The organism is Kitasatospora sp. NPDC088264 (assembly GCF_040685715.1).
Lineage (GTDB): Bacteria > Actinomycetota > Actinomycetes > Streptomycetales > Streptomycetaceae > Kitasatospora.
Genome location: NZ_JBFBIR010000096.1, coordinates 1 through 20927, shown reverse-complemented (window position 1 = coordinate 20927; position 20927 = coordinate 1). Strand labels below are relative to the sequence as shown.

General features: G+C 75.5%; 17 protein-coding genes and 1 pseudogene. 10 read left to right on the top strand and 8 right to left on the bottom strand.

The features are described from left to right. Together AB0O82_RS36780 and AB0O82_RS36775 are read left to right on the top strand one after the other, a co-directional pair. A partial coding sequence (locus AB0O82_RS36780) for a M4 family metallopeptidase (protein ID WP_363589097.1) occupies window positions 1-1296 on the top strand: 1296 nt, incomplete at its 5' end. A gap of 353 nt (window positions 1297-1649) precedes the next feature. Beyond that, complete coding sequence (locus AB0O82_RS36775) at window positions 1650-2933, top strand: serine hydrolase domain-containing protein (protein ID WP_363589095.1); 1284 nt, start codon at window positions 1650-1652, stop codon at window positions 2931-2933. Here the strand turns inward: AB0O82_RS36775 and AB0O82_RS36770 are convergent. Continuing rightward, window positions 2927-6508 (bottom strand): BTAD domain-containing putative transcriptional regulator, encoded by a 3582-nt coding sequence (locus AB0O82_RS36770; protein ID WP_363589093.1) that lies wholly within the window; start codon window positions 6506-6508, stop codon window positions 2927-2929. The genes AB0O82_RS36775 and AB0O82_RS36770 overlap by 7 nt on opposite strands. A 357-nt stretch (window positions 6509-6865) precedes the next feature. On the opposite strand from AB0O82_RS36770, the gene AB0O82_RS36765 reads away from it, so the two are divergent. Continuing rightward, window positions 6866-7141, top strand: a complete 276-nt coding sequence (locus tag AB0O82_RS36765; RefSeq protein ID WP_363589091.1) for a hypothetical protein — start codon at window positions 6866-6868, stop codon at window positions 7139-7141. A gap of 103 nt (window positions 7142-7244) precedes the next feature. Here AB0O82_RS36765 and AB0O82_RS36760 read toward each other — a convergent pair whose 3' ends face one another. Continuing rightward, complete coding sequence (locus tag AB0O82_RS36760) at window positions 7245-8570, bottom strand: cytochrome P450 (RefSeq protein WP_363589089.1); 1326 nt, start codon at window positions 8568-8570, stop codon at window positions 7245-7247. Window positions 8571-8816: 246 nt separating this feature from the next. On the opposite strand from AB0O82_RS36760, the gene AB0O82_RS36755 reads away from it, so the two are divergent. The 3 genes and pseudogenes from AB0O82_RS36755 to AB0O82_RS36745 all read left to right on the top strand — a co-directional run bounded on the left by AB0O82_RS36755 (window position 8817) and on the right by AB0O82_RS36745 (window position 11023). Continuing rightward, complete coding sequence (locus AB0O82_RS36755; RefSeq protein ID WP_363589087.1) at window positions 8817-9920, top strand: NADH:flavin oxidoreductase/NADH oxidase; 1104 nt, start codon at window positions 8817-8819, stop codon at window positions 9918-9920. A gap of 27 nt (window positions 9921-9947) precedes the next feature. Then, window positions 9948-10217 (top strand): annotated as a pseudogene (locus tag AB0O82_RS36750) (maleylpyruvate isomerase); the annotation flags it as partial. 116 nt (window positions 10218-10333) lie between these two features. Continuing rightward, entirely contained in the window at window positions 10334-11023 is a 690-nt protein-coding gene (locus tag AB0O82_RS36745; protein ID WP_363589085.1) for a hypothetical protein, read from the top strand. A gap of 30 nt (window positions 11024-11053) precedes the next feature. On the opposite strand, the gene AB0O82_RS36740 is transcribed toward AB0O82_RS36745, so the two are convergent. Further along, window positions 11054-12187: a HAMP domain-containing sensor histidine kinase gene (locus tag AB0O82_RS36740; RefSeq protein WP_363589083.1), complete on the bottom strand. Its 1134-nt coding sequence runs from the start codon at window positions 12185-12187 to the stop codon at window positions 11054-11056. Further along, window positions 12184-12855 carry a response regulator transcription factor gene (locus tag AB0O82_RS36735; protein WP_063353004.1) on the bottom strand — a complete coding sequence of 224 codons (672 nt, stop codon included), beginning with the start codon at window positions 12853-12855 and terminating at the stop codon, window positions 12184-12186. The genes AB0O82_RS36740 and AB0O82_RS36735 overlap by 4 nt, the downstream gene beginning before the upstream one ends. A 200-nt stretch (window positions 12856-13055) precedes the next feature. Between AB0O82_RS36735 and AB0O82_RS36730 the strand changes: the two genes are divergently transcribed. Both AB0O82_RS36730 and AB0O82_RS36725 read left to right on the top strand, forming a co-directional pair. Continuing rightward, window positions 13056-13706, top strand: a complete 651-nt coding sequence (locus tag AB0O82_RS36730) for a M15 family metallopeptidase (RefSeq protein WP_363589081.1) — start codon at window positions 13056-13058, stop codon at window positions 13704-13706. 192 nt (window positions 13707-13898) lie between these two features. Beyond that, window positions 13899-14825, top strand: coding sequence for an endonuclease/exonuclease/phosphatase family protein (locus AB0O82_RS36725; protein ID WP_363589079.1), 927 nt, complete (start codon window positions 13899-13901; stop codon window positions 14823-14825). 33 nt (window positions 14826-14858) lie between these two features. Here AB0O82_RS36725 and AB0O82_RS36720 read toward each other — a convergent pair whose 3' ends face one another. The 4 genes from AB0O82_RS36720 to AB0O82_RS36705 form a co-directional block, all read right to left on the bottom strand. Further along, window positions 14859-15905 (bottom strand): hypothetical protein, encoded by a 1047-nt coding sequence (locus AB0O82_RS36720; RefSeq protein WP_363589077.1) that lies wholly within the window; start codon window positions 15903-15905, stop codon window positions 14859-14861. Next, window positions 15902-16792 (bottom strand): hypothetical protein, encoded by an 891-nt coding sequence (locus AB0O82_RS36715; RefSeq protein ID WP_363589075.1) that lies wholly within the window; start codon window positions 16790-16792, stop codon window positions 15902-15904. Before AB0O82_RS36715 ends, AB0O82_RS36720 begins: the two co-directional genes overlap by 4 nt. Beyond that, window positions 16789-17721, bottom strand: coding sequence for a hypothetical protein (locus tag AB0O82_RS36710; RefSeq protein WP_363589073.1), 933 nt, complete (start codon window positions 17719-17721; stop codon window positions 16789-16791). The genes AB0O82_RS36715 and AB0O82_RS36710 overlap by 4 nt, the downstream gene beginning before the upstream one ends. Window positions 17722-17808: 87 nt before the next feature. Then, window positions 17809-18681: a hypothetical protein gene (locus AB0O82_RS36705; protein WP_363589071.1), complete on the bottom strand. Its 873-nt coding sequence runs from the start codon at window positions 18679-18681 to the stop codon at window positions 17809-17811. A gap of 335 nt (window positions 18682-19016) precedes the next feature. Here AB0O82_RS36705 and AB0O82_RS36700 point away from each other — a divergent pair, with 335 nt between their 5' ends. Both AB0O82_RS36700 and AB0O82_RS36695 read left to right on the top strand, forming a co-directional pair. After that, window positions 19017-19985 carry an ATP-binding cassette domain-containing protein gene (locus AB0O82_RS36700; protein ID WP_363589069.1) on the top strand — a complete coding sequence of 323 codons (969 nt, stop codon included), beginning with the start codon at window positions 19017-19019 and terminating at the stop codon, window positions 19983-19985. Beyond that, the gene (locus tag AB0O82_RS36695; RefSeq protein ID WP_363589067.1) at window positions 19982-20833 is read left to right on the top strand and encodes an ABC transporter permease; all 852 of its coding nucleotides are present in this window, start codon (window positions 19982-19984) and stop codon (window positions 20831-20833) included. The genes AB0O82_RS36700 and AB0O82_RS36695 overlap by 4 nt, the downstream gene beginning before the upstream one ends. Window positions 20834-20927 lie beyond the last annotated feature (94 nt).

The following is a 20927-nucleotide window of genomic DNA, read 5'->3' as shown; positions in this document are numbered from 1 at the left end:
GCCGGGCTCGACCTGGACAACGGCGGCGCGCACCTCAACTCCACCATCTTCAGCGGCGCCCTGTGGGACATCCGGCACACCCTCGACCCACTCACCGCCGACCGCCTCGTCTACCGGGCGATGGCCGAATACCTCACCCCGCTGGACGACTTCGTCGACGGACGCAACGCGGTACTCGCCGCCGGCCGGGCCCTCAAGCTCAGCGGAGCCCAACTGCGCAAGGTGGCGGCCGCGTTCGACGCACACGGGATCAAGGCCGGCTGGCAGAGCCGACTCGGGACGGACACCCGCCCGCTGCTGCCCGGCACCTCCGCCCCGGTCGGACCGGCCGCGGGCGCAGGCCACTGGGTGATGGGCAACACCGACCCGAACGGCAAGGGCGCGACCGCCCTGTACACCGGCTCCACCACCACCGCCGCCACCCCGACCCGGCTCAGCCCGGACGACGGGCGGATCCACGGCTGGGCCGCCACCGACGGCAAGTCCGCCGTCTGGCTGGCGATCGGTCCCGACGCCACCGGCACGTGGGGAACGGAGGTGCTGACCCGTCCACTGTCCGGCGGCCCGGTGCGCAGCGTGTTCCACTCCTCCGACCAGTCGCCCGGCAGCGTCCAGGTATCCGGCGGGGACATCGCCTTCACGGTGACCGACAACGACACCGGCCGCACCCGGGTCCGCCTCTCCCACGACGGCGCCCCGCCCGTGGAACTCCCGCTGCCCGAGGGCCACGACCTCACGTCCCTCGCGTTCAAGGACGGCCTGCTCGGCTGGATCGAGTCCTGGACGGCCGACGGGGCCACCGTCCAGGCGCCGACGGCCTTCTCGACCGCCACCGGCAAGGTCACCGCCCAGTACCCGGTGAGCACCCCGAACGGCACCGACCCGCCGTACCTCGCCTCCCCGCTGCTCGCGGGCGGCCGCCTGCTCTGGCTGGCCGCCCCGGCCGACCGCACCCGCCCGGCCGCCCTGCGCTCCGGCGCCCTGGACGGCTCCGGCGTGCGCGACCTGCTCTCCACCGACTCGCCGTACACCCCGGCGGACATGGAGCTCACCGCCACCGACCAGGCCGTCACCTTCACGCACCGCAGCGCCCAGCCGAGCAGCGGCTGGTCGAACGCCGCTCTGCCCAAGCTGTACCAGCTGCCGGTCAGCGGCGGCACCCCCGTACGGGTCTCCTGCAACCGGGGCAGCCAGTTCCACGCCGCCGCCGACCAGGGCACCCGGGTGGTCTGGCTGGACGCCACCGCCGGGCGCAACGACCTCGTGGTCCGCGACCGCCCGGCCGGGTCCTGCTGATCCGAGCGCGGCAGCGTCGTCCGCCCCGGTGCCGGCGGGCACCGGGGCGGACAGCGAGGCGGGCACCCGATCCGGGGCGGACAGCGGGCACCGGGGCGAACAGCGAGGCGGGCACCCGATCCGGGGCGAACAGCGAGGCGGGCACCCGATCCGGGGCGGACAGCGGGCACCTGACAGCGCGCTGTGCGCGGTCTGCCAGCGGCGGGCCACAGGCTGGGCCCGTCCAGATCACCCGGCAAGCAGAGGGAACCGCATCCATGCCGTCAGCTACTTCTCCTTCTTCCACTCCTTCTTCGGCGGCCCCTTCGCCCTCCCGCGCGGGGTGGTCGCGCCGCCTGCGGCTGGCGCCGCTCGTGCTGACGGCGTCGGCCCTCACCGTGGGGCTGGCCGCCGGACCGGCGCTCCCGGCCCCCCTCCCCGCCACCGCGGGATCCGCGCCCTCCGCGACCCGGGGCGGGGCCGAGGCGCAGCGGGTCCAACTGGAGAAGTTGGCACGGCAGTTGGTGGCCGCCGGGGCGCCGGGCGTGGTGGTGCGGGTGGACGACGGCCGGGGCCGGCCCGTCGAGATCGCCGAGCAGGCCCCCTGGGCCGCGGCGGACCAGCGGCTCGCGGCGGGGGACGAGTTCCGGATGGGCTCCAACACCAAGACCATGATGGCCGTGATCGCCCTGCAACTGGCCGCCGAGGGGCGCCTCGCGCTGACCGACCCGGTGGAGGCGTGGCTGCCGGGCCAGGTGCCCGACGGCCGGGCGATCACGCTGCGGATGCTGCTGAACCACACCAGCGGCCTGCCCGACTACACCGAGGACCCCGCCGTCCTGCCGTCGATCCTCGGCAAGGACCCGCACCGGTGGACCTCCGCCGAACTGCTCGCCGTGGGCGTCAAGCGCCCGGCGCTGTTCCCGCCGGGCACCCGGTGGTCCTACAGCAACACCGACTACGCGGCGGTCGGCGCCATCCTGGAACGGATCACCGGAGCGAGCCTCGCCGACCTGATCCAGGACCGGATCGCCCGTCCCCTGGACCTGAAACACACCTACCTCGCCACGGACGGCAACTGGCACGGCCGCTACGTCCGCGGCTACGAGCCGGACTCCGCCCACATGCCGGCGGGGGTGCCCGCGGCGTTCCAGGACGTGGCCGGGGTGCACCGCGACGGCCGGGTGGACGTCTCCGGCAACGACCCGGGCTGGGGCGGGGCGGCCGGGGCCGTGGTGTCCACCGCGCAGGACTGGTCCCGCTTCTACAACGCGCTGATGTCCGGCAGGCTGCTGCCCGCGGCCCAGCTGGCGCAGCTGCGCGCCACCGTGCCGATGGACCCGCAGAACCCGGTGGACGGGCCCGGCTCCGGCCTGGGCATCGGGACGGTCCGCACCCCCTGCGGCACCGTCTGGGCCCACGACGGGGGGATCACCGGCTACTCCAGCACCAACCTCACCGACGGCACGGGCAGCCGTACCGCCACCGTCCTGATCTCGACCGAGTTCCTGTTCGAGTTCGGAGCCGACGCGGAGCTCACCGCGGCCGGCCAGGCCCTGCAGAGTGCGGTGACCTGCGCCATGTTCGGCAAGCCGGCCCCTGCTCCGGCCCCTGCTCCGGCCCCTGCTCCGGCTCCGGCTCCGGCTCCGGCTCACTGACCGGGCGGCCCGGCCGCGGGCGAGGGTGCGGGCGAGGGTGCGGGCGAGGCCGCGGGTGAGGCCGCGGGTGAGGCCGCGGGTGCGGGTGAGGGTGCGGGCGAGGGTGAGGGCCCGGCCGCGGGTGCGGGCGAGGGTGAGGGCCCGGCCGCGGGTGCGGGCGAGGTGATGATCGCGGACAGCAGGTCCCTGGCCTCGGTCCGCGCCATCGCCGCACCCGCGGCGTGCGCGGACGCGAACCCGGCGGCTCCCAGGTCCGCCGTGGCCCGCCCGGCGATCCTGCGCACGTCGGTGTCACCGAGGTCGTCCGAGCCCCGCAGCAGGTCGGCGGCGCCGAGCAGGAGCGCCGCCTCCCCCGGCCGGCCGCGGCACAGCTCGATGTCGGCGGCCGTCACCGCGATCCGGGCCGCGACCGCCGAGTTCCAGGTCAGCACCAGGTGCACCGCCGGGTGGTCGAGCCGGCGCACCGCCGCGCCGGGCAGGCTGTCCGCCGCGTCCAGCTGCGCGAGCACGCCCAGCAGCAGGGCGGTGAGGTGCGAGGGCGCCGGCTGGTCGCCGGGGGCCTGGTCCAGGGCGGCCAGGGCGTGCGCGCGGGCCGGCTCCCGTCGCCCGGCCCGCCATTCCAGCTGGGCCAGGCCCAGGCACACCACGGCCCGGGGCTCGGCCCATCCGGCCTGCGCCACCTCCTCGAGCAGGCCCGCCAGCTGCCGCCGCGCGCCGTCCGCGTCCCCGGCCTGGGCGCGCATCAGGGCGGCCTGGACATCGCTGTCGACCGTGTCCTCCTGCATCCCGAGTTCCTGGAAGTACCGGGTGGCCCGCTCGTTCATCGCCAGCGCGTCGGCCAGGTCGCCGGAGCGCCGCCGCAGCGAACCGAGGGTGCTCAGCGCGGTCGCCATGCCCCACCGCTCGCCGAGCGCCTCGAAACCGGCCAGCGCGTGGGCGAGGAAGCCCGTCGCCTCGGTGACGTCCCCGGTGTGCAGGGTCAGCAGGCCCCGCACGAGCAGGGTGAACGGGCCGCTGGAGGGGTCCTTGCGCTCGCCGTCCGGGAAGTCCGGGGAGCCCGGGGAACCCGAGGGGGCTGGGGGGTCGGGCGTGCGCGGGGGGTCGGGCGGGCGCGGCGGCGGCTGCGGGCCGGCGATGGCCGCGGCCAGCCGGGCCAGCTCCAGCAGGGGGTGGACACCGGGGTCGACACCCGCCATCGCCGCCTCGATCCGGCCGAAGGCGGCCGCCCTGTCCTCCGGCCGGCCGATGGACTCGGTGCCGACCTCGTACGTCGCGACCACCAGCGCGCGGGCCCCCGGATCGGCCGGCCCGGGGACCTCCAGCACCCGTTCGAGCAGGTCCAGCGACTCCGGCGGATAGCCCCGCATGGACCAGAACCAGCACAGCGCGGCGCCGAACCGGACCGCCGTCGCGGCGTCCCCGGACTCCACCGCCCAGCGGACCGCGGCCAGCAGGTCGTCCCGCTCGGCCGACAGCCGGGCCAGCCAGCGCAGCTGGTCGCGGGTGCGCAGCCGCGGCTCCGCCGTCTCGGCCAGGGCGAGGAAGAACCCGCAGTGGCGTTCGCGGGCGGCACCGTCCTGCCCGCGGCGGGTGAGCTGCTCCAGGCCGTACTCCCGGATGGTCTCCAGCATCCGGTAGCGCGGCTCTCCCGTGGCGGCGGCTCCGAGCGGGTGCAGCAGCGACTTGTCGACCAGCGCCGCCAGCAACTCCCGGACATCGCGGGTGGGGGCGTCGTGGTCGCCGGGGTGGTGGTCGGCGTGCGGGGCGCCGAGCCCGCCGACCGCCTGCGCCGCGTCCTCGGTGAAGCTGCCGGGCGCCACCGACAGCCGTTCCAGCAGCGCCCGCTCGTCGGCGGCCAGCAGCTTCCAGCTCCAGGCCACCACGGCGCGCAGCGTCTGGTGGCGGGGCAGGGCGGTGCGGCTGCCCCGGGTGAGCAGCCGGAACCGGTCGTCCAGCCGGGCGGCGACCACCTCGGCGGGCAGGGTGCGCAGCTGGGCGGCGGCCAGTTCGATCGCCAGTGGCAGGCCGTCCAGGCGGCGGCAGATCTCGACCGCCGCCGCCGGCGAGCCGTCCTCCTCGGCGAAGCCGGGGCACACGGCGGCGGCCCGGTCGTGGAACAGCCGGACCGCCGCGCAGGCACGGGCCTGTTCGGGTGTCGAGCCGGGTTCGGGCAGTTCCAGGGGGAGCACCGGGTGCAGGTTCTCGCCGTCGATGCGCAGCGGCTCCCGGCTGGTGGCCAGTACCCGCAGCCCGGGGCACCGGCCGAGCAGGGTCTCGGCCAGCGCGGCCGCCGCCTCGATCACGTGTTCGCAGTTGTCCAGCACCAGGACCGGGTCGTCGTGCGTGAGCACCTCGGTCAGGCGGTCCAGGATCTCCTCGGTGGTACCGGGGGTGCCGGGGCGGCGGGCCGGGGCCGCGGCGCTCTTGGGCAGGTCGGCCTCGCGCGTCCGCAGGGCGTCGAGCACCGCGCGGGGCACGTCCGCCGGGCCGGCCGGGGCCAGGGCGGCGAACCACACCCCGCCGGACGGTGTGAGCCGGCGGCCGGCGGTGGTGGCCAGCCGGGTCTTGCCGGACCCGCCGGGTCCGACCAGGGTGACCAGGCGGGCTCGGCCGAGCAGCTCGGCCACCCGGCGGATGTCGTCCTCGCGGCCCACGAAGCTGGTCAGCGGCGCGTCCAGGTTGCCGGGCGGCCGTGCTCGGCGGGGTTCCGGCCGTTGGGGTTCCGGCCGTTGGGGTTCCGGCCGTTGGGGTGGCGGCTGTTGGGGTGGCGGCTGGTCGGCGGGCGTGCGGTGGCCGGGGAACTGCTGGCGGTCAGGGGGCGTGCGGTGGCCGGGGGGTGCAGGGAGCTCGCCGCGCAGGACCGCGAGATGGGCCGCCTGCAGCTGCGGTCCGGGGTCGCTGCCGAAGGTGTCGGCCAGCCGGGCGCGCAGCCGCTGGTAAGCGGCCAGTGCCTCGGCGCCCCGGCCGCCGGCGGCCAGTGCCCGGATCAGCTGGGCGTGCAGCCGTTCGTGCAGCGGGTGCCGCGCGGTCAGCGATTCGAGTTCGGCGATCAGTTCCGGTCCGGCGCCCAGCGCGAGGTCGGCCTCGATCCGGTCCTCCAGGGCGACCAGCCGCGCCCGCTCCAGCCGCCGGGCCTCGGCGTCGGCGAACGGCGCCTCGCGCACGTCCGCCAGCGCGGGGCCGCGCCACAGGGCCAGGGCCTCCCGCAGCGCGGCGGCGGCCTCGGCCGGCCGGCCCTGCGCGTGCAAGTGCCTTCCGGAGCAGGCCAGTTGCTCGAACCGGTCGGTGTCCACCGCGCCGGCCTCGACGGCCAGCCGGTACCCGGCCGGTCCGAAGGTGAGCAGCGCGGGGTCGCCCAGGACGCCCCGCAGGCGGGACACCAGTGACTGCAGGGCGTTCGTCTGGTCGGCCGGTGGTGCCTCGGCCCACAGCGCGTCCGCCAGGGCCTGCGGCCGGACGGCGCGGCCGGCGTCCAGCGCGAGGTAGGCCAGCAGCGCCCGCAGCCGCGCGCCGCCGATCGGCAGCGGGCCCGCTCCGGCGTCCAGTACCAGGGGTCCGAGCAGGCCGACGCGCACCGGGTCACTATCGCAGCACCACCGGTTTGATCGTCAAGTCGCCGGCCGGCGCCCACGCGCCCGCCCCGGCCGTGAGCGGTGTCCGGGGCGGTGTCCCGGCGGGGCCGGCGGCCTCGCCGGTCGCCGGGCGGCCCGTCACCGGGGCTGCGGCGCCGCGCGGGCGGGGCGCTCCCCGGGCTCCGGCGGGCCGCCCGTCACGTCCTCGGGGCGGCGATGGGGGGCCCGGGTGAACCGGTAGCCCCGGACAGCCATCCCCGGTCGCGCTCCGCATACGAATGTGTGTGGATGGTGACAGGCCGCCATTTCGTGGCGGTCCGATCGACCATCACCACCCTTATCTGGAAGGGCTCTTCCCCCATGCGTACTGCGCGCCGTGTCCTGACCGTCTCCGCCCTCTGCCTCCCGCTCGTGCTCGGCGGGGCGACCATCGCCTCCGCCGCCACCCCCGACAACATCCCCTCCCTGAACTACGACCACGGGGCGTTCTCCGTCGGCCCGAACGGCAGTGCCCTGCACATCACCGACGTCCAGTTCGGTCCTGACGGCGCCTCGTTCCTCGACGCCGCCGTCGCGGTGGGCCCCAACGGCGTCGCCGGCTACGCCACCGAGACCGGTATCGGCATCGGGGGCTGATCCCCGCCGCTCCCCCATGCCGGGTGCCCCGGGGCGGTTCGTCCCGGGGCACCCGCACGCCCGGGGCCGGGCCGCGCGGGGCGCGCCGGCGGGCCCGCGGCGCTCACCCGGCCCGGCGCGGGCTGACGAGCATGCGGATGTCGTCGGCCGCCCAGAGGACGAACCGTTCGGCCGGGACCACCCGGTGGCCCGGCACGGGCCGAAAGCGCAGGCGCTTGAGGAGGACGGCCAGCAGCAGTTCGCACTCGACCATGGCCAGGGCGGCGCCCTCGCAGCTGCGCGGGCCGAACCCGAAGGGGACCCAGGCCAGCCGCGCGCGTCCGGCCGCCTGCTCCGGGGTGAAGCGCTCGGGGCGGAACCGTTCGGGCTCGGGCCAGTGGTCGGGGTTCAGGTGGACGGCCCAGAACGGGTAGAAGACCACCGCCCCGGCCGGGACCTCGTACGCGCCGAGGGTGAGCGCCTGGGTGGTCTGGCGCGCGCCGTACGGGCCGGGCGGGTAGAGGCGCATCGACTCCTGGAGGACCGTCCGCAGGTACGGCAGGCGCCGCAGGTCGGCGTACCCGGGGGCCGGGCGGTCGCCGAGCACGCGGTCCAGTTCCCCGGTGACGCGTTCGGCCGCCCCGGGGTGGCGGCCCAGCAGGTGCAGGGTCCAGGAGACGGCCACGCCGGTGGTGTGGTGGGCGGCGAGCATCGCCGCGAGGACGGTGTCGCGGATCCGGGCGGGGCGCTCGCCGGCCTCGACCAGTGCGCCGACCAGGTCGCTGCGGTCGGCGCGGGCGCCGTCGCGGTGGGCCGCGATCACCCGGTCGACCGTCGCGCGCAGGAGGGCGAGCGCCCGCGCGGTCCGCTCGGCGCGCTCCTGCGGGTCGACGGCGGGGGGCACCTGGTAGAGCCGTTCCAGGTAGTCGGCGAGCACCTCTTCGAAGGCGGCGGCGACGACGTCCGGGCCCTCCACCTCGCCGCCCAGGGCGTACGCGCAGATCATCCGCAGGGACAGGGCGGTCAGGTCCTGCTGCAGCGCGACGGCCTCGCCCCGCGCGCCCCGCGCGGCCCAGCGGTCCGCGAGGCCGGTGGCGAGCGCGGTGAAGCGGTCGAAGGCCTGCTCGTGCGAGGGGCGGCCGGCCAGGACCGAGAGCAGGGTGCGGCGCCACGGGGCGTGTTCGTCCGCCGGGAGCACTTGCAGGTTGCCGGCCTCGAACAGCGGGTCCAGGAAGGAGAACAGGCGCTCGGGGCGACGGTCCAGGTGTGCGGTGGCCTCCAGCAGCACCGGGTCGGCGACCGACACGGCCGTCTCGGCGCCGGGCAGCTGGAACCGCGCCACGGGGCCGTACTCGGCGTGCAGCCACAGCTGGTAGGCGTGCAGCCCGCCGGCCTGCGCGATGGCGCCGACCCCGCCGTCCGGCCGGGGGTCGGGACCGGGGATCTTCATCGGACCTCCTGGTGACGCATGGTCGGATCCGCCGCCCGGACGGTGGACACGGGCGGCGCAGCGCCGACGGCCGTGGGGACCAGGATCGCGCGGGAGCGGGTCCGCCGGCAGGTGGCGACACCGGATGAAATGGCCAGCGCTTGCAAGCAATCAGCGCGCACAACTATTGTTGTGTCACACAAATTGCACTTGCAATCATTCGAGAAGGTTTCCCCCGGCCCCGCCTCCGCCGACAGGAGTCCGCCCATGAGCACCACCCTCTTCACCCCCTACACCCTGAGGACCCTGACCGTCCCCAACCGCGTCTGGATGGCGGCGATGTGCCAGTACAGCGCCGCTCCGGACGGCGACGCGGCCGGAGCCCCGACGGACTGGCACTTCGCCCACGTCGCGGCACGCGCCACCGGCGGCACGGGGATGATCATCATGGAGGCCACCGCCGTCAGCCCCGAAGGCCGCATCACCCCCTACGACCTCGGGATCTGGAACGACACCCAGGTCGCGGCCTTCCGGCGGATCACCTCCTTCCTGACGGCACAGGGCACCGTGCCGGCCCTCCAGCTCGCCCACGCCGGCCGCAAGGCGTCCACCGAGCGCACCTGGATCGACCGCGGCCGCGCCCTCGCCCCGGACGAAGCCCACGGATGGACGCCGCTCGCCCCCAGCGCCCTCCCCTTCGCCCCCACCCGGACCAGGCCCGACGAACTCACCGAGGAGCAGATCCGCGGGATCGTCCGGCAGTTCGCCGACGCCGCCCGGCGCGCGCTCGACGCCGGCTTCCGGGCCGTCGAGATCCACGGCGCCCACGGCTACCTGATCCACCAGTTCCTCTCCCCCCACAGCAACCACCGCACCGACGCCTACGGCGGCTCCTTCGAGGGCCGCATCCGCTTCGCCCTGGAGGTCGTCGACGCCGTCCGCTCGGCGTGGCCCGAGGACCTGCCCGTCCTCTTCCGCGTCTCCGCGACCGACTGGCTCACCGAGAACCCGCGGGACGGCCGCACCGGGTGGACCTCGCAGGACACCGTCCGCCTCGCCAAGGAACTCCTGGCCCACGGCGTGGACCTGATGGACGTCTCCACCGGAGGCCTCGTCCCCGACGCCACGATCCACGCCGGACCCGGCTACCAGGTGCCCTTCGCCGAGGCCGTGCGCAGCGGGGCCGGCATGCCCGTGGCGGCCGTGGGCCTGATCACCGACCCCGTCCAGGCCCAGGACATCCTCGCCGCCGGCAGGGCCGACGCCGTCCTGCTCGGCCGCGAACTGCTGCGCGACCCGTACTGGGCGCGCCGCGCCGCCGCCGAACTCGGCGCCCGGGTCTCCACCCCCGTGCAGTACCACCTCGCGTAGCGGCGCCCCGGTACGGGCGGACGGGGGCTCACGGCGGGCGACCACCTCGACGCGTACGTCCTGGAGTGGACGCTGCACCATCTCGGCCTGGCCGCGTTCCTGCCCGGGGTGCCGGGGCCGCCGGCGCAGGGGCTGCGGCGCTCGCGCGCGCTGCTGGAGGGGATCGCCGGGGCCGCGTTCCCCGCGTCGTTCTCCGACCGGGACGCGCTGCTGGTCGGGACGGGACGGCGCGCCCCCACCGGTGCGCAGCGGGCCGCGCTGGGCGCTCTGGCGGGGCGGTTGCCGCTGGTCCTGGGCTGGGCGGCGGCTGGGCGGCGTCGGAAATTTTTGTCGGGTCCCTGTCTAGTTCGCTTGCGTCCTGGTGTGGTGGGATGTGCCCGTCACGGGATTGAGGGCGCTGACGGGGGTGCGCGGTGAGGGGTGGACGGCTGTGCGGGCTGGACGGGGACGCGGCGCGGCTTGCCGCGGCGGGCCTGGTCCGGCTGGGTGCGCAGGAGTGGGTGGGCGACGCGGCCGGGGCTCCGGCGTGGCTGGGGCGGATGCGGGCGGCGTCGTTCGCGGACGCCTGGCTGGCGTTCGGCGAGCCGCCGGTGCCGGGGCTGCGGGTGCCGGCCGGGGAGGTCCTGCGGGCGCTCGCGTACCGGGCGGCGGAGCTGGTGCTCCAGGCCCGCGAGGGGGATGTGCCGGCGGTGCTGGAGTGGCTGGGCCGGCGGTCGGCGGAGGCCCGTGAGCAGGCGAGCCGGGCGGAGGTGACGCACCCGGCCGAACCGGCCGCGCTCGCCCTGGTGTGGCACGGCGTCCAGGCGGTCACCGTCGGCGAGGGGGACGGGGGCGGGGGCGCTTCGGCGCACGGCCGGGAGGCGCACGGCCGGCGTATCGACGAGCGGGGCGAGGCGTACGTCCGGGAGCGGCACCGCCGCCGGGACACCCTGGCGCTGATGCTGGCCTGTGCCCGGATCGCGGCCGCCGCGCTGGTGGATTCGTGCGGCGGCGATCCGGGCCGGGTGGACGGGTGGCTGGAGGAGGACGCGGCCCGGTACATGGCGCTCGGCGGCCCGGCGCCGCTGTGGGTGCCGGGCCGGCCCGGGCAGCCGACGGGGTGAGGCCGGGGCTCGGCGGGACGGCGGCCGGGCTCAGCGGGCGGGGAGGCTGAGGGTGGCGTGCAGGCCGCCGCCGGGGGCGGGGGCGAGGCCGAGGTCGCCATGGTGGGCGTCGGTGACGGCCACGACGATGGCCAGGCCGAGGCCGTGACCGCGGCGGGCGGGGTCGGACTGGGCGGTGCGGCCGCGACCCCGCAGGAAGGGCTCGGTGAGGGTGGGGACGGTCTCGGGGGCCAGGCGGGGGCCGGTGTTGGTGACGGCGAGCCGGACCCGGCCGGGGCGGTCCGGATCGGCCCCGGTGGTGACGGTGACGGATCCCCCGGTCGGCAGGTTGTGGCGCAGCGCGTTCTGCAGCAGGTTGACGGCGGCCTGGCGCAGCAGGACCGGGTTGCCGGTGGCGGGGGCGGGCCGGCAGTCGGTGGTGACGGTGACGCCCAGGGCGGCGGCCTCCTCCTGGACGGCGGCGAGGGCGTCGCGGGTGGTGCGGGCCAGGTCGAGGGGTTCGAGTTCGGGGGCGGTGTGGCCGAGGTCGGCGAGTTGGAGGAGGGCTTCGCTGATCTCGATGCCGCGCTGGTTGGTGTCCTGGAGCCGGGCGACGAGGGTGGTCCAGTCCTGGCGGGCCGGGTCGGCGGCGGCGACCTGGAGCATGGTGCGGGTGATGGCCAGGGGGGTGCGCAGTTCGTGGGAGGCGTTGGCGGCGAAGCGCTGCTGGGCGTCGAAGGAACGCTGGAGGCGTTCGAGCATCTCGTCGAAGGCGTCGGAGAGGTCGGTGAACTCGTCGCGGGGGCCGGCGAGGGCGATGCGGTGTTCGAGTGCTCCGCTCGCGGCGCGGTGGGCGGCCCTGGTGATGTCCTGGAGGGGCCGCAGGACGCGGCCGGCGATGAACCAGCCGCCGATCGTGCCGACGGCGGTGAGCAGGGCCAGGGCGTAGCCGGAGATGGTGAGCAGGGAGCGGAGGATCTCCTGGCGGGAGGGGGCGGAGAGGCGGTCGCGGGGGTTGGAGGAGGTGAGCGGGTAGTTGGGGATGTAGCGCATGCCGACGTAGACGACGGCCAGGCAGAGGGTGCCGGTGATGACGGCGAAGAGGGTGTAGCTGAGGGTGAGTCGCAGGCGGGCGGTCAGGCGGCGCGGTCGCGGCGCGGGGCGGGTACGGGGCGGGGCGCTCACGTGGGGGTGCCGTCGGTGAGGCGGTAGCCGACGCCGGGCACGGTCTGGATCACCCAGGGTTCACCGAGTCGTTTGCGCAGGCCGGAGATGGTGATGCGGACGGCGTTGGTGAACGGGTCGGCGTTCTCGTCCCAGGCGCGTTCGAGGAGGTTCTCTGCGCTGATGACGCCGCCGCGTGCGGTCATCAGGACCTCCAGGACGGCGAACTGCTTACGGGAGAGGGCGACGTAGCGGCCGTCGCGGTAGACCTCGCGGCGGAAGGGGTCCAGGCGCAGTCCGGCGTATTCGAGGACGGGGGGCGCGGCCTGGGCGGGGCGGCGGGCCAGGGAGCGCAGCCGGACGACGAGTTCGGCGAGGTCGAAGGGTTTGGTCAGGTAGTCGTCGGCGCCGAGTTCGAAGCCGGCGACCTTCTCGTTGAGGCGGGCGGCGGCGGTGAGCATGAGGACGCGGCAGCCCAGGCGGTGCTCGACGATGGTGCGGCAGACGTCGTCGCCGTGGGTGCCGGGGATGTCGCGGTCCAGGACGACGACGTCGTAGGTGTGGACGGCGAGGCGTTCGAGGGCGGCGTCGCCGTCCGTGACGATGTCGCAGGCGATCGCCTCCAGGCGCAGGCCCGCCTGGACCGCCTCGGCGAGGTAGATCTCGTCCTCCACCACCAGGACCCGCACGCGCTGTTCTCCCGTCCCGCTCTTGCTGTCGTTGCCGTTGCCGTTGCCGTTGCCGTTGCCGTTGCCGTCCATTGGACACGAACGGGCCTATCGAAAACGTATCGGCTAGTGCAGACGTCCTGGTAACACCGCTTTTCCTCCCATGGTGTGGCCGCCGGGTTTCCCCGTCGCGGCGAAGTGACGAGCGCCGGGAGGCAGGGATGGACGGGACGACGCGCCAGGAGGCGACGCGGTGGCGGCCGGTGGGGGGCGGCCGGCGGGCGGTGGCCGTGGGCACCGGGGCGGTGGTGGTGCTGGCGCTGGCCGGCGCCTGCGCGGCCGCCGATCCGCCGGCGACCGAGGCGGCGCTGCGGACCCTGGCGGCCACCGTCGCGCCGTTCTCCTCCTCCCTCGCTCCGGGGTCCGGTTCCTCGGCGGGGGCGGACGGCGACATTCCCGACGGCACGACGCTGACCCCGTTCGACACCGGGGCACCGGCGGTGGGCAACCTGGACGGACCGCTGCTGGCAGCCGTCCAGCAGGCCGCCCGGGACGCGCGCGCCCAGGGCATCGAGATGACCGTCACCTCGGGCTGGCGCAGCAAGGAGTACCAGCAGCGGCTGCTCGACAAGGGGGTGGCCAGGTACGGGAGTCTGGAGCGGGCCAGGCAGTTCGTGAACACGCCGGAGAAGTCGGCGCACGTCTCGGGCAAGGCGATCGACATCGGTCCGACCAATGCCGACTACTGGCTGATCCAGCACGGCGCGCGGTACGGGCTCTGCCAGGTGTACGCCAACGAGATCTGGCACTTCGAGCTGCTGACCAGCCCTGGCGGGACCTGTCCGGCCCAGTTGCCCGACGCGGCCGGGTAGGGGGCGTTCATGATCCGATCGCAGGAGGGGCTCGCGCCGGGGGCGGGGGCGGTCTCAAGGCCGGGAGCGGTGGCGGGGGCGGGACAGGGGACGGTGGGGGGCGCCTCGGCGGGTGTCTCCCGCCCGGGCGGCCGTCGATGCCGTCGGCGGCGGCAGCGGCGCCCGCCGGTCGGGCGCTGGCGGCGCGGCCGTGTGGCCGCCGCCGTGGCCCTGCTGACCGCTCTCGCCCTGGCCGGTCACCGGCGGGTGCCGAGCCTGGGCGTCCAGCTGGGGAGCCTGTGGGAGAGCGCCCTGCCCTGGGCCGGTGTCGTGGTGCCCGCCGTCCTGCTCGCCGCCGCGCTGCGGCGAGCGCCGGTGCCGGCGTGCGCCGCGGTGGTGCTGGCCGCGGTGTGGGCCGTCGTGCTCGGGCCGGTGCTCGCCGGCGGCGGCCCGCCGCCGCCGGGGGGCGGTGCGGGCCCGGCCGGCGGTGCGGGCCTGACCGTGGTCACCCACAACGTGAGCGCGCAGAACCCGGACCCCGCCGGCACGGCCCGGGCGCTGCTCGCCGCCCGCCCCGACCTGGTCGCCCTGGAGGAGGTCACCGACGCCGCGCTGCCCGTCTACCAGCACGTGCTGGACGCCGAACTGCCGCACCGCACGCGGATCGGCACCGTCGCGCTGTGGAGCCGCTACCCGGTGACCGACGCACGGCGGCTGACCATCGACCCGGGCTGGAGCCGCTCACTGCGGGCCGAAGTCCAGGCCCCTGGTGGGCCGTTGGCCGTGTACGTGGTCCATCTCGCCTCCGTCCGGCTCAACGTCACCGGCTTCGCCACCGCTCACCGCGACCGCAACCTCGCCGCGCTCGGCGCCGCGCTGGACGAGGAGCCCCTGCACCGGGTGCTGCTGCTGGGCGACCTCAACACCGCCGCCGGGGACCACGCGCTCACCCCGGTCACCAGCCGGCTGAGCTCCGCGCAGGACAGCGCGGGCGGCGGCTTCGGGTTCACCTGGCCGGCGGTCTTCCCGCTGGCCCGGATCGATCACGTCATGACCCGGGGCCTGCCCGCCACCGCCGCCTGGACCCTGCCCGCCACCTCCAGCGACCACCTGCCCGCCGCCGCCCGGCTGACGGCGTGAGGGGCGTGCGGGCGGCGGGCGCGGGGGCCGGTGTCAGGCGAGGAGGTCGGACTGGAGGGTGACCACCTGGCGGAAGGCCGCGTCCGGGACGCCGTCGGGGTTGGTCATGGTGACGACGGCGACGAGGTCGGAGGCGCAGAGGTAGGCGATGCGGGCGTTCGGGGTGCCCTTGGCGCCCTTCGCCGAGCTCTCCTGGGCGTCCAGGTGGACGCCCTCGACGGTGTCCCAGGCGCTGTGGGAGGTGCTCTTCGCGCCGGGCAGGGCATTGGGCTTGGCGTCGGAGCGCAGGGAGGAGAAGACGTTCCAGGACTCGAAGGAGGCGCCGAAGCGCAGCAGCCGGATCTGGGTGCGGGTGCCGTCGGAGGCCGTCCACTCCCGGACGGTGGCCGCCCGGCAGGCGTCCTGCAGGAGCAGCGCGCGGAGCTCGGCCGGGTCGCGCTGCTCGGCGAGGATCGCGTCGCAGGTGACCCAGTCGGCCGGGGCCTGGCCGGCGGGGGCCGTGGACGGGCTCGCGCCCGCCGACGCCGACGCCGACGCCGAGGCCGAGGCGGAGGCGGAGGCGGTCGGGCTCGGGGTCGCGCTCGCCGACGGGGTGCCGGTGGCCGAGGCGGTGGGAACCGGGTAGAGCGCCGGGGTGAGGCTGCCGCCGGCCTCCTTGGGGGCGGGCAGCAGCAGGTAGCGCAGGTCCGCGGCGTGCAGGGCGTTCTTGCCGCCCGTACGGTCCGGCGTGCTGCTGCCGGAGGGCAGCGGCGGCAGCGTCAGCGGCGGGAAGGTGTAGCGGCCGTCGCCCGGGGTGGCCAGGCCGGGCAGGTCGGTGCGCTCGGGGGCGGTGACGGCCAGCGCGGCGCCGGTGCCCGCGAGGGCGAACACCAGGGTGGCGGTGGCCCAGCGCGCGGCCGCCCTGCGGCGGGCGCTGCGCCGGGCGAGGCGGGCCTCGTGCTCCTCGGGGGTCTCCGCGGCGGGAGCGGCGGGGAACTCGGCGAAGGTGCCCGCGGGGGTCTCGACGGCGGCCTCAGCGGGGGTCTCGGCGGGGGTCTCGGCGGGGGCGGCGGGTTCGTGCGGGGTTGCGTGGTCGGTCATGCGGACGCTCCCGGGCGGGCGAGGCGGTCGAGCTGCAGGGTGAAGAGGGCGACGATCCGGTCCTTGGGCAGCGGTGCCACGCCCTCGACGTTCATGACCACCAGGAGGTCACCCTCGGCGGCCGAGCACTCCAGGTAGTCGATCGGCGCGGACGGCGGCGCCGGCATCAGGTAGCAGTGCGCCTCGGGGTGGCCCGGGATCTCCGGGCCGATCCGGAACAGGCCGGTGTCGCCGGTGAAGACCGCGGTGTACTCGTTGAGCTTCTGCACTTCCTGCTGGTTGAACTGGCGCAGCTTCAGGCCGACCACCAGGTCGTCCTCGCTGGTCCGGTACGTCCGCACGCCGGTGGCCTTGACGTGCAGGCCCTCCCAGTAGGAGCGGAGCTTGTCGCGCTTGTCCTTGGGGATCTGCTGGAGTTCGTCGTCCAGTTCGGCGGACAGGAACTCGGCGCCGAGTTCGGTGTCGTTGCCGTAGCCGCCCTCGTCCGGGCCGGGTTCGTAGCCGGCCGGGACGGGCAGCAGCAGGTCGCGCAGCGAACCGAAGTGGTTGCCGTTGGACTTGGCGCCGAACGGCGTGGCGGTCGCGGTCGGGACGGGCGCGGCGGACGGCCCGGCGGCGACGGCCGGGGCGGGGTCGTCGTACTGGGTCTTGATGATGCCGACGCCGATGGCCACCCCGGCCAGCGCCGCCGCTGCCGTCGCGGCGCCCGCGCGCAGCAGGCGGCGGGAGGCGGGGCGCGGGGCGGCGGGATCGGCGGCGGTCGGCGCGGCGGGATCGGCGGCGAACTGCTGCTCGGCGGCGGACTGTTCGACGGCGGCCGGGGCCGCCTCGGGGGCGGTCGGCGCCGGCGTGGCGGCCGGGGTCCCGGTCATGCTGTTGTCGGTCATACCAGCCGCTCCCATTGCTGCTTGGCGAGGTCCTTCACGACATCGGGGTTCACCGGCTTGGGGTCGAAGACCTCCACCACCATCGCCACCGTGCCGCGCTGGGCTACGGCCTGGCCGTAGTAGTACCGATCGGCGCTGTCGGCCCAGTACCTGGGTGCCTCGTCCACCCGGTAGCCGCCGTTGGCGCCGTCGGCGAACGGCTTCAGGTTGCGGGTGGTGCCGACGGCGTGCGTGGCGGCTTCGTTGGCGCGGTCCGGCGCGTACTGGACCAGCGACACGCGGTACCTGGTGTCGCCCTTCTTCCAGTCCACCTCGGCCGCGCGCCGGAAGCCCCGGGAGTTCAGGTCCTTGAAGTCGCGGACCGCGCTGTCGCTGTGCTCGGCGAACTCGCCGACCGACACCCAGCTCGGCTTGTCCGGGAATTCTCCCCAGGCGGCGCTGCCGTCCGGGGCACCGATCAGCAGTTTGAGCAGGTCGCCGTCGATGGCCAGCGGTTTGGGCTGCTGGGCGGCGAAGGCGGTCGGGTCGACCACCGCGGCCGGGTAGGACGGGCGCGCGACCTGGATCGGCGGCAGCGGCGTCGGCGGGCGCTGGGCCTGGACGGCGTAGCCGACGCCGCCGCCGGCCAGGGTGCCCAGCACCAGGCCGGACACCGCCAGCAGCACCGGGCGCGGGCGGCGCGGGGCGCGGGGCGCTCGCTCGGGGGCGGGCGGCAGGAGCTCGGGAGCCGGCGCGTCGGACGGGAACGCCTCGGCGGCGGACGGCGGTTCGGTGGTGAACTGCGGTGCGGAGAAAGGCAGTTCAGCGACAGGCGGTTCGGTGGCGGGCGATTCGGTGGCGGGCGGTTCGGTGGGCGCGGTGTGGGGCCGCGGCGGGGCGGCGGGCGCCGGCGCGATGCCGGGCGGGGGCAGCGCGGGTTCGGTGGTCACGGGGTGGCTCCAGAGGAGGGTGGGAAGGACGGCGTCGGGACGGGCGGCGGCGCGGGTTCAACCGCGTTCAACCGCGTTCAGCTGCGTTCAGCCGCCGGAGGCGAGCCACTCGCGCTGGCGCTTCATCAGCCCGCTCAGCAGCGCCTTGTCCGGTGTCCCCTTCACCTCGACGTCGATCGTGTACTGGACGTCGCCCTGGCTGGAGATGCCGGTCATCGAGCCGGTGTACGCCTGCTGCTTGGGCTTGTGCAGGTAGCCGTGGGCGTTCGGGTCGCCGTCGATGTCGATCGGGTCCTGCGACTTGAGGGTGTATCCCTGGACGAACTCGCGCGCCATCGAGGTGGAGCCGAAGCGCAGCAGGGTGACGGTGACCTCGGCCTTGCCGTCGGCCGTCCGGTACATCCGGGTGGCGCCCGACTGGTAGCCGTACGAGCCGAGGATGTCCATGATCCCGTCCTGCTTGCCGAACAGGTCGGCGACGTCGTCGTTGGTCATGGTCATCCCGTCCGCGGGCCCGTACGACTCGCCGCCGTCCGGGATCGGGAGCAGGAAGTAGCGCAGGTCGCCCTCGTGCTTGCCGCCGTTGACGGTCCCCTTGACGGTGCTGGTCGGCTTGGGGGTGGTCGGGGCGGCGGTGGGCGTCGGCACCGGTAGCGGGGTGGCGGAGGCCGTCGGGCTCGGGCTGGAGGTGGTGGCGGTGGTGGCCGGCGCGGGTGCGGCGGCGGCCGGGCGGGTGTCCGGCCTGCCGACGGCGACGGTCACCGCGGCGCTGGTCGCCGTGACGGCGAGCAGGCCGGCGGTGGCCAGCGCGACGCCGACGGCGCGCGGCAGCCGGCGCGCGGCCGGTTCGGGTACGGCGGGGTGCTGTGGCGCAGCGGGGTGCTGCGGTACGGCGGCCGGTTCCGGCGCGGCGTCGGGCTGCTCCGGAACGGCGGCTGTTTCGTTTTCGGGCGCGGACAAGGAACTCCCCCGGGAAAATGTGGGATCTCGCGCACGGACTTCCTCGCAAACCGCTCCCCCGGCGGTTCTCCGGACCGTCCATCACGCGTCTCAGCAGGCATTATGAGAGACCGTTCGCATCACTGCCAACAAAGTTAATCGCCGCACTCCGGTCCAATACTCGATGAATCGGACACGTCGTGATGTAACCGCAACAGGCGGTCCTGGCGTGGTACCGGGGTACCGTGCCCCCTCCGATGATCGGTCCGGGGTACCACGGATCGCGCCGGCGCCGCGCCTAGCGTGGAGTGTGAGGGAGGCCGGGACGGTCCGGCCCCGGAGCGTAGGGGTGAGCGATGATCGAGGCGCACCAGCTGACGAAGCGGTACGGGGAGAAGACCGCCGTCGACCGGCTCGACTTCATGGTCAAGCCCGGCACGGTCACCGGCTTCCTCGGGCCCAACGGCGCCGGGAAGTCCACCACCATGCGGATGATCGTCGGGCTGGACGCGCCCACCAGCGGCTCGGTGCGCGTCAACGGGCGCCGTTACGCCGCGCACGCGGCACCGTTGCAGGAGGTCGGGGCGCTGCTGGAGGCCAAGTCGATCCACCCGGGGCGCTCCGCGTTCAACCACCTCATGGCCCAGGCGCACACCCACGGCATCCCGCGCTCGCGGGTGGAGGAGGTCGTCGAGCTGACGGGGCTGCAGTCGGTGGCCAGGAAGCGTGCCGGGGCGTTCTCGCTGGGCATGGGCCAGCGGCTGGGGATCGCGGCGGCGCTGCTGGGCGACCCGGCGACGGTGATGCTGGACGAGCCGGTCAACGGTCTCGACCCGGAGGGCGTGCTGTGGATCCGCAACCTCCTCACCTCGCTGGCCGCCGAGGGCCGCACCGTCTTCGTGTCCTCGCACCTGATGAGTGAGGTCGCGCTGGTCGCCGACCACCTGATCATCGTCGGGCGGGGCCGGCTGCTGGCCGACACCACCGTGCAGGACCTGGTCCGCCAGGCCGGCGGCGACGTGGTGAAGGTGGCCAGCGCCGATCCGGCCCGGCTGCGCACGGCGCTGGCCGGGCCCGGGGTGGAGGTCACCGGCCGTTCCGGTTCGGAGGAGCTCCTCGTCACCGGCCTGGCCGCGCGGGAGATCGGCCTGCGGGCCGCCGAGCAGGGCATCGCGCTGTTCGAGCTCACCACCCGCACGGTCTCCCTGGAGGAGGCGTTCATGGAGCTGACCAGGGACGCCGTGGAGTACCACGGCACCACCACCGCGACCGGGCCCGCCGCCAGTGCGGGTGCCGGCGCCGAGTCCCCGAGGAGCGCGGCATGAGCACCATCGCACCGAGCCAGACGTCCGCGGCCGCCGACCGGCGGCCCGCGCGCCCCGCCTACCGGGTGACGCCCGTGCGCGTGCTGCGCTCGGAGTGGGCCAAGCTGTGGTCACTGCGCTCGACCTGGATCACGCTGGGCCTGGGCCTGCTGTTCCTGGTCGCGTTCGGGTTGATCGCCGCGTTCCAGTTCAAGTCGAGGATCACCTCGGGGCGCCCGATGGACCGGGGGGACTTCGCCGACGCCAGTGCCCTGAGCCTGTCGCTGTTCGGCACCAACTTCGCGCAGCTGGCGTTCGGCGTCCTGGGCGTGCTGGTCGCCGCGGGCGAGTACTCCACCGGCATGATCCGCTCCACCCTGGCCGCGGTGCCGCGCCGGCTGCCGGTGCTGTGGTCCAAGGCGGCGGTGTACGGCGTGGTGGTGCTGCTGCTCGGCACCGTCGGGGTGTTCGTCGCCTTCGCGGCCGACAGCGGCATCCTCTCCGGTACCCGCGCGGCGATGACGTTCTCCGACGCCGGCGTCCTGCGCGGCCTGCTGGGGGCCGGGCTCTACCTCGCCCTGGTGGGCGTGATCGGTGTCGCGCTGGGCGCGCTGCTGCGGTCGGTGGCGGGCGGCATCTCGGTGCTGGTGGCCTCGCTGATGCTGGTCCCCGGCCTGATCTCGCTGCTGCCCTCGTCCTGGCAGGACCACATCAGCCCGTACCTGCCCAGCAACGCGGGCCAGGCGATGTTCACCCTGCACCACGACGCGGCCACGCTGTCGCCCGCCGCGGGGCTGGCGGTCTTCCTGCTGTGGACGGTGCTCGCCCTGGCGGGCGCGGCCGTGCGGCTGATGCGCAGCGACGCCTGAGAGGGTGTTCGATACCGATTTAGGCTGCCGCGAGAGGTTTCGGGCGGAGGTATTGCCCGATTTTGTCGGGGCTGGCGGTCAGGCGGTTGGTCAT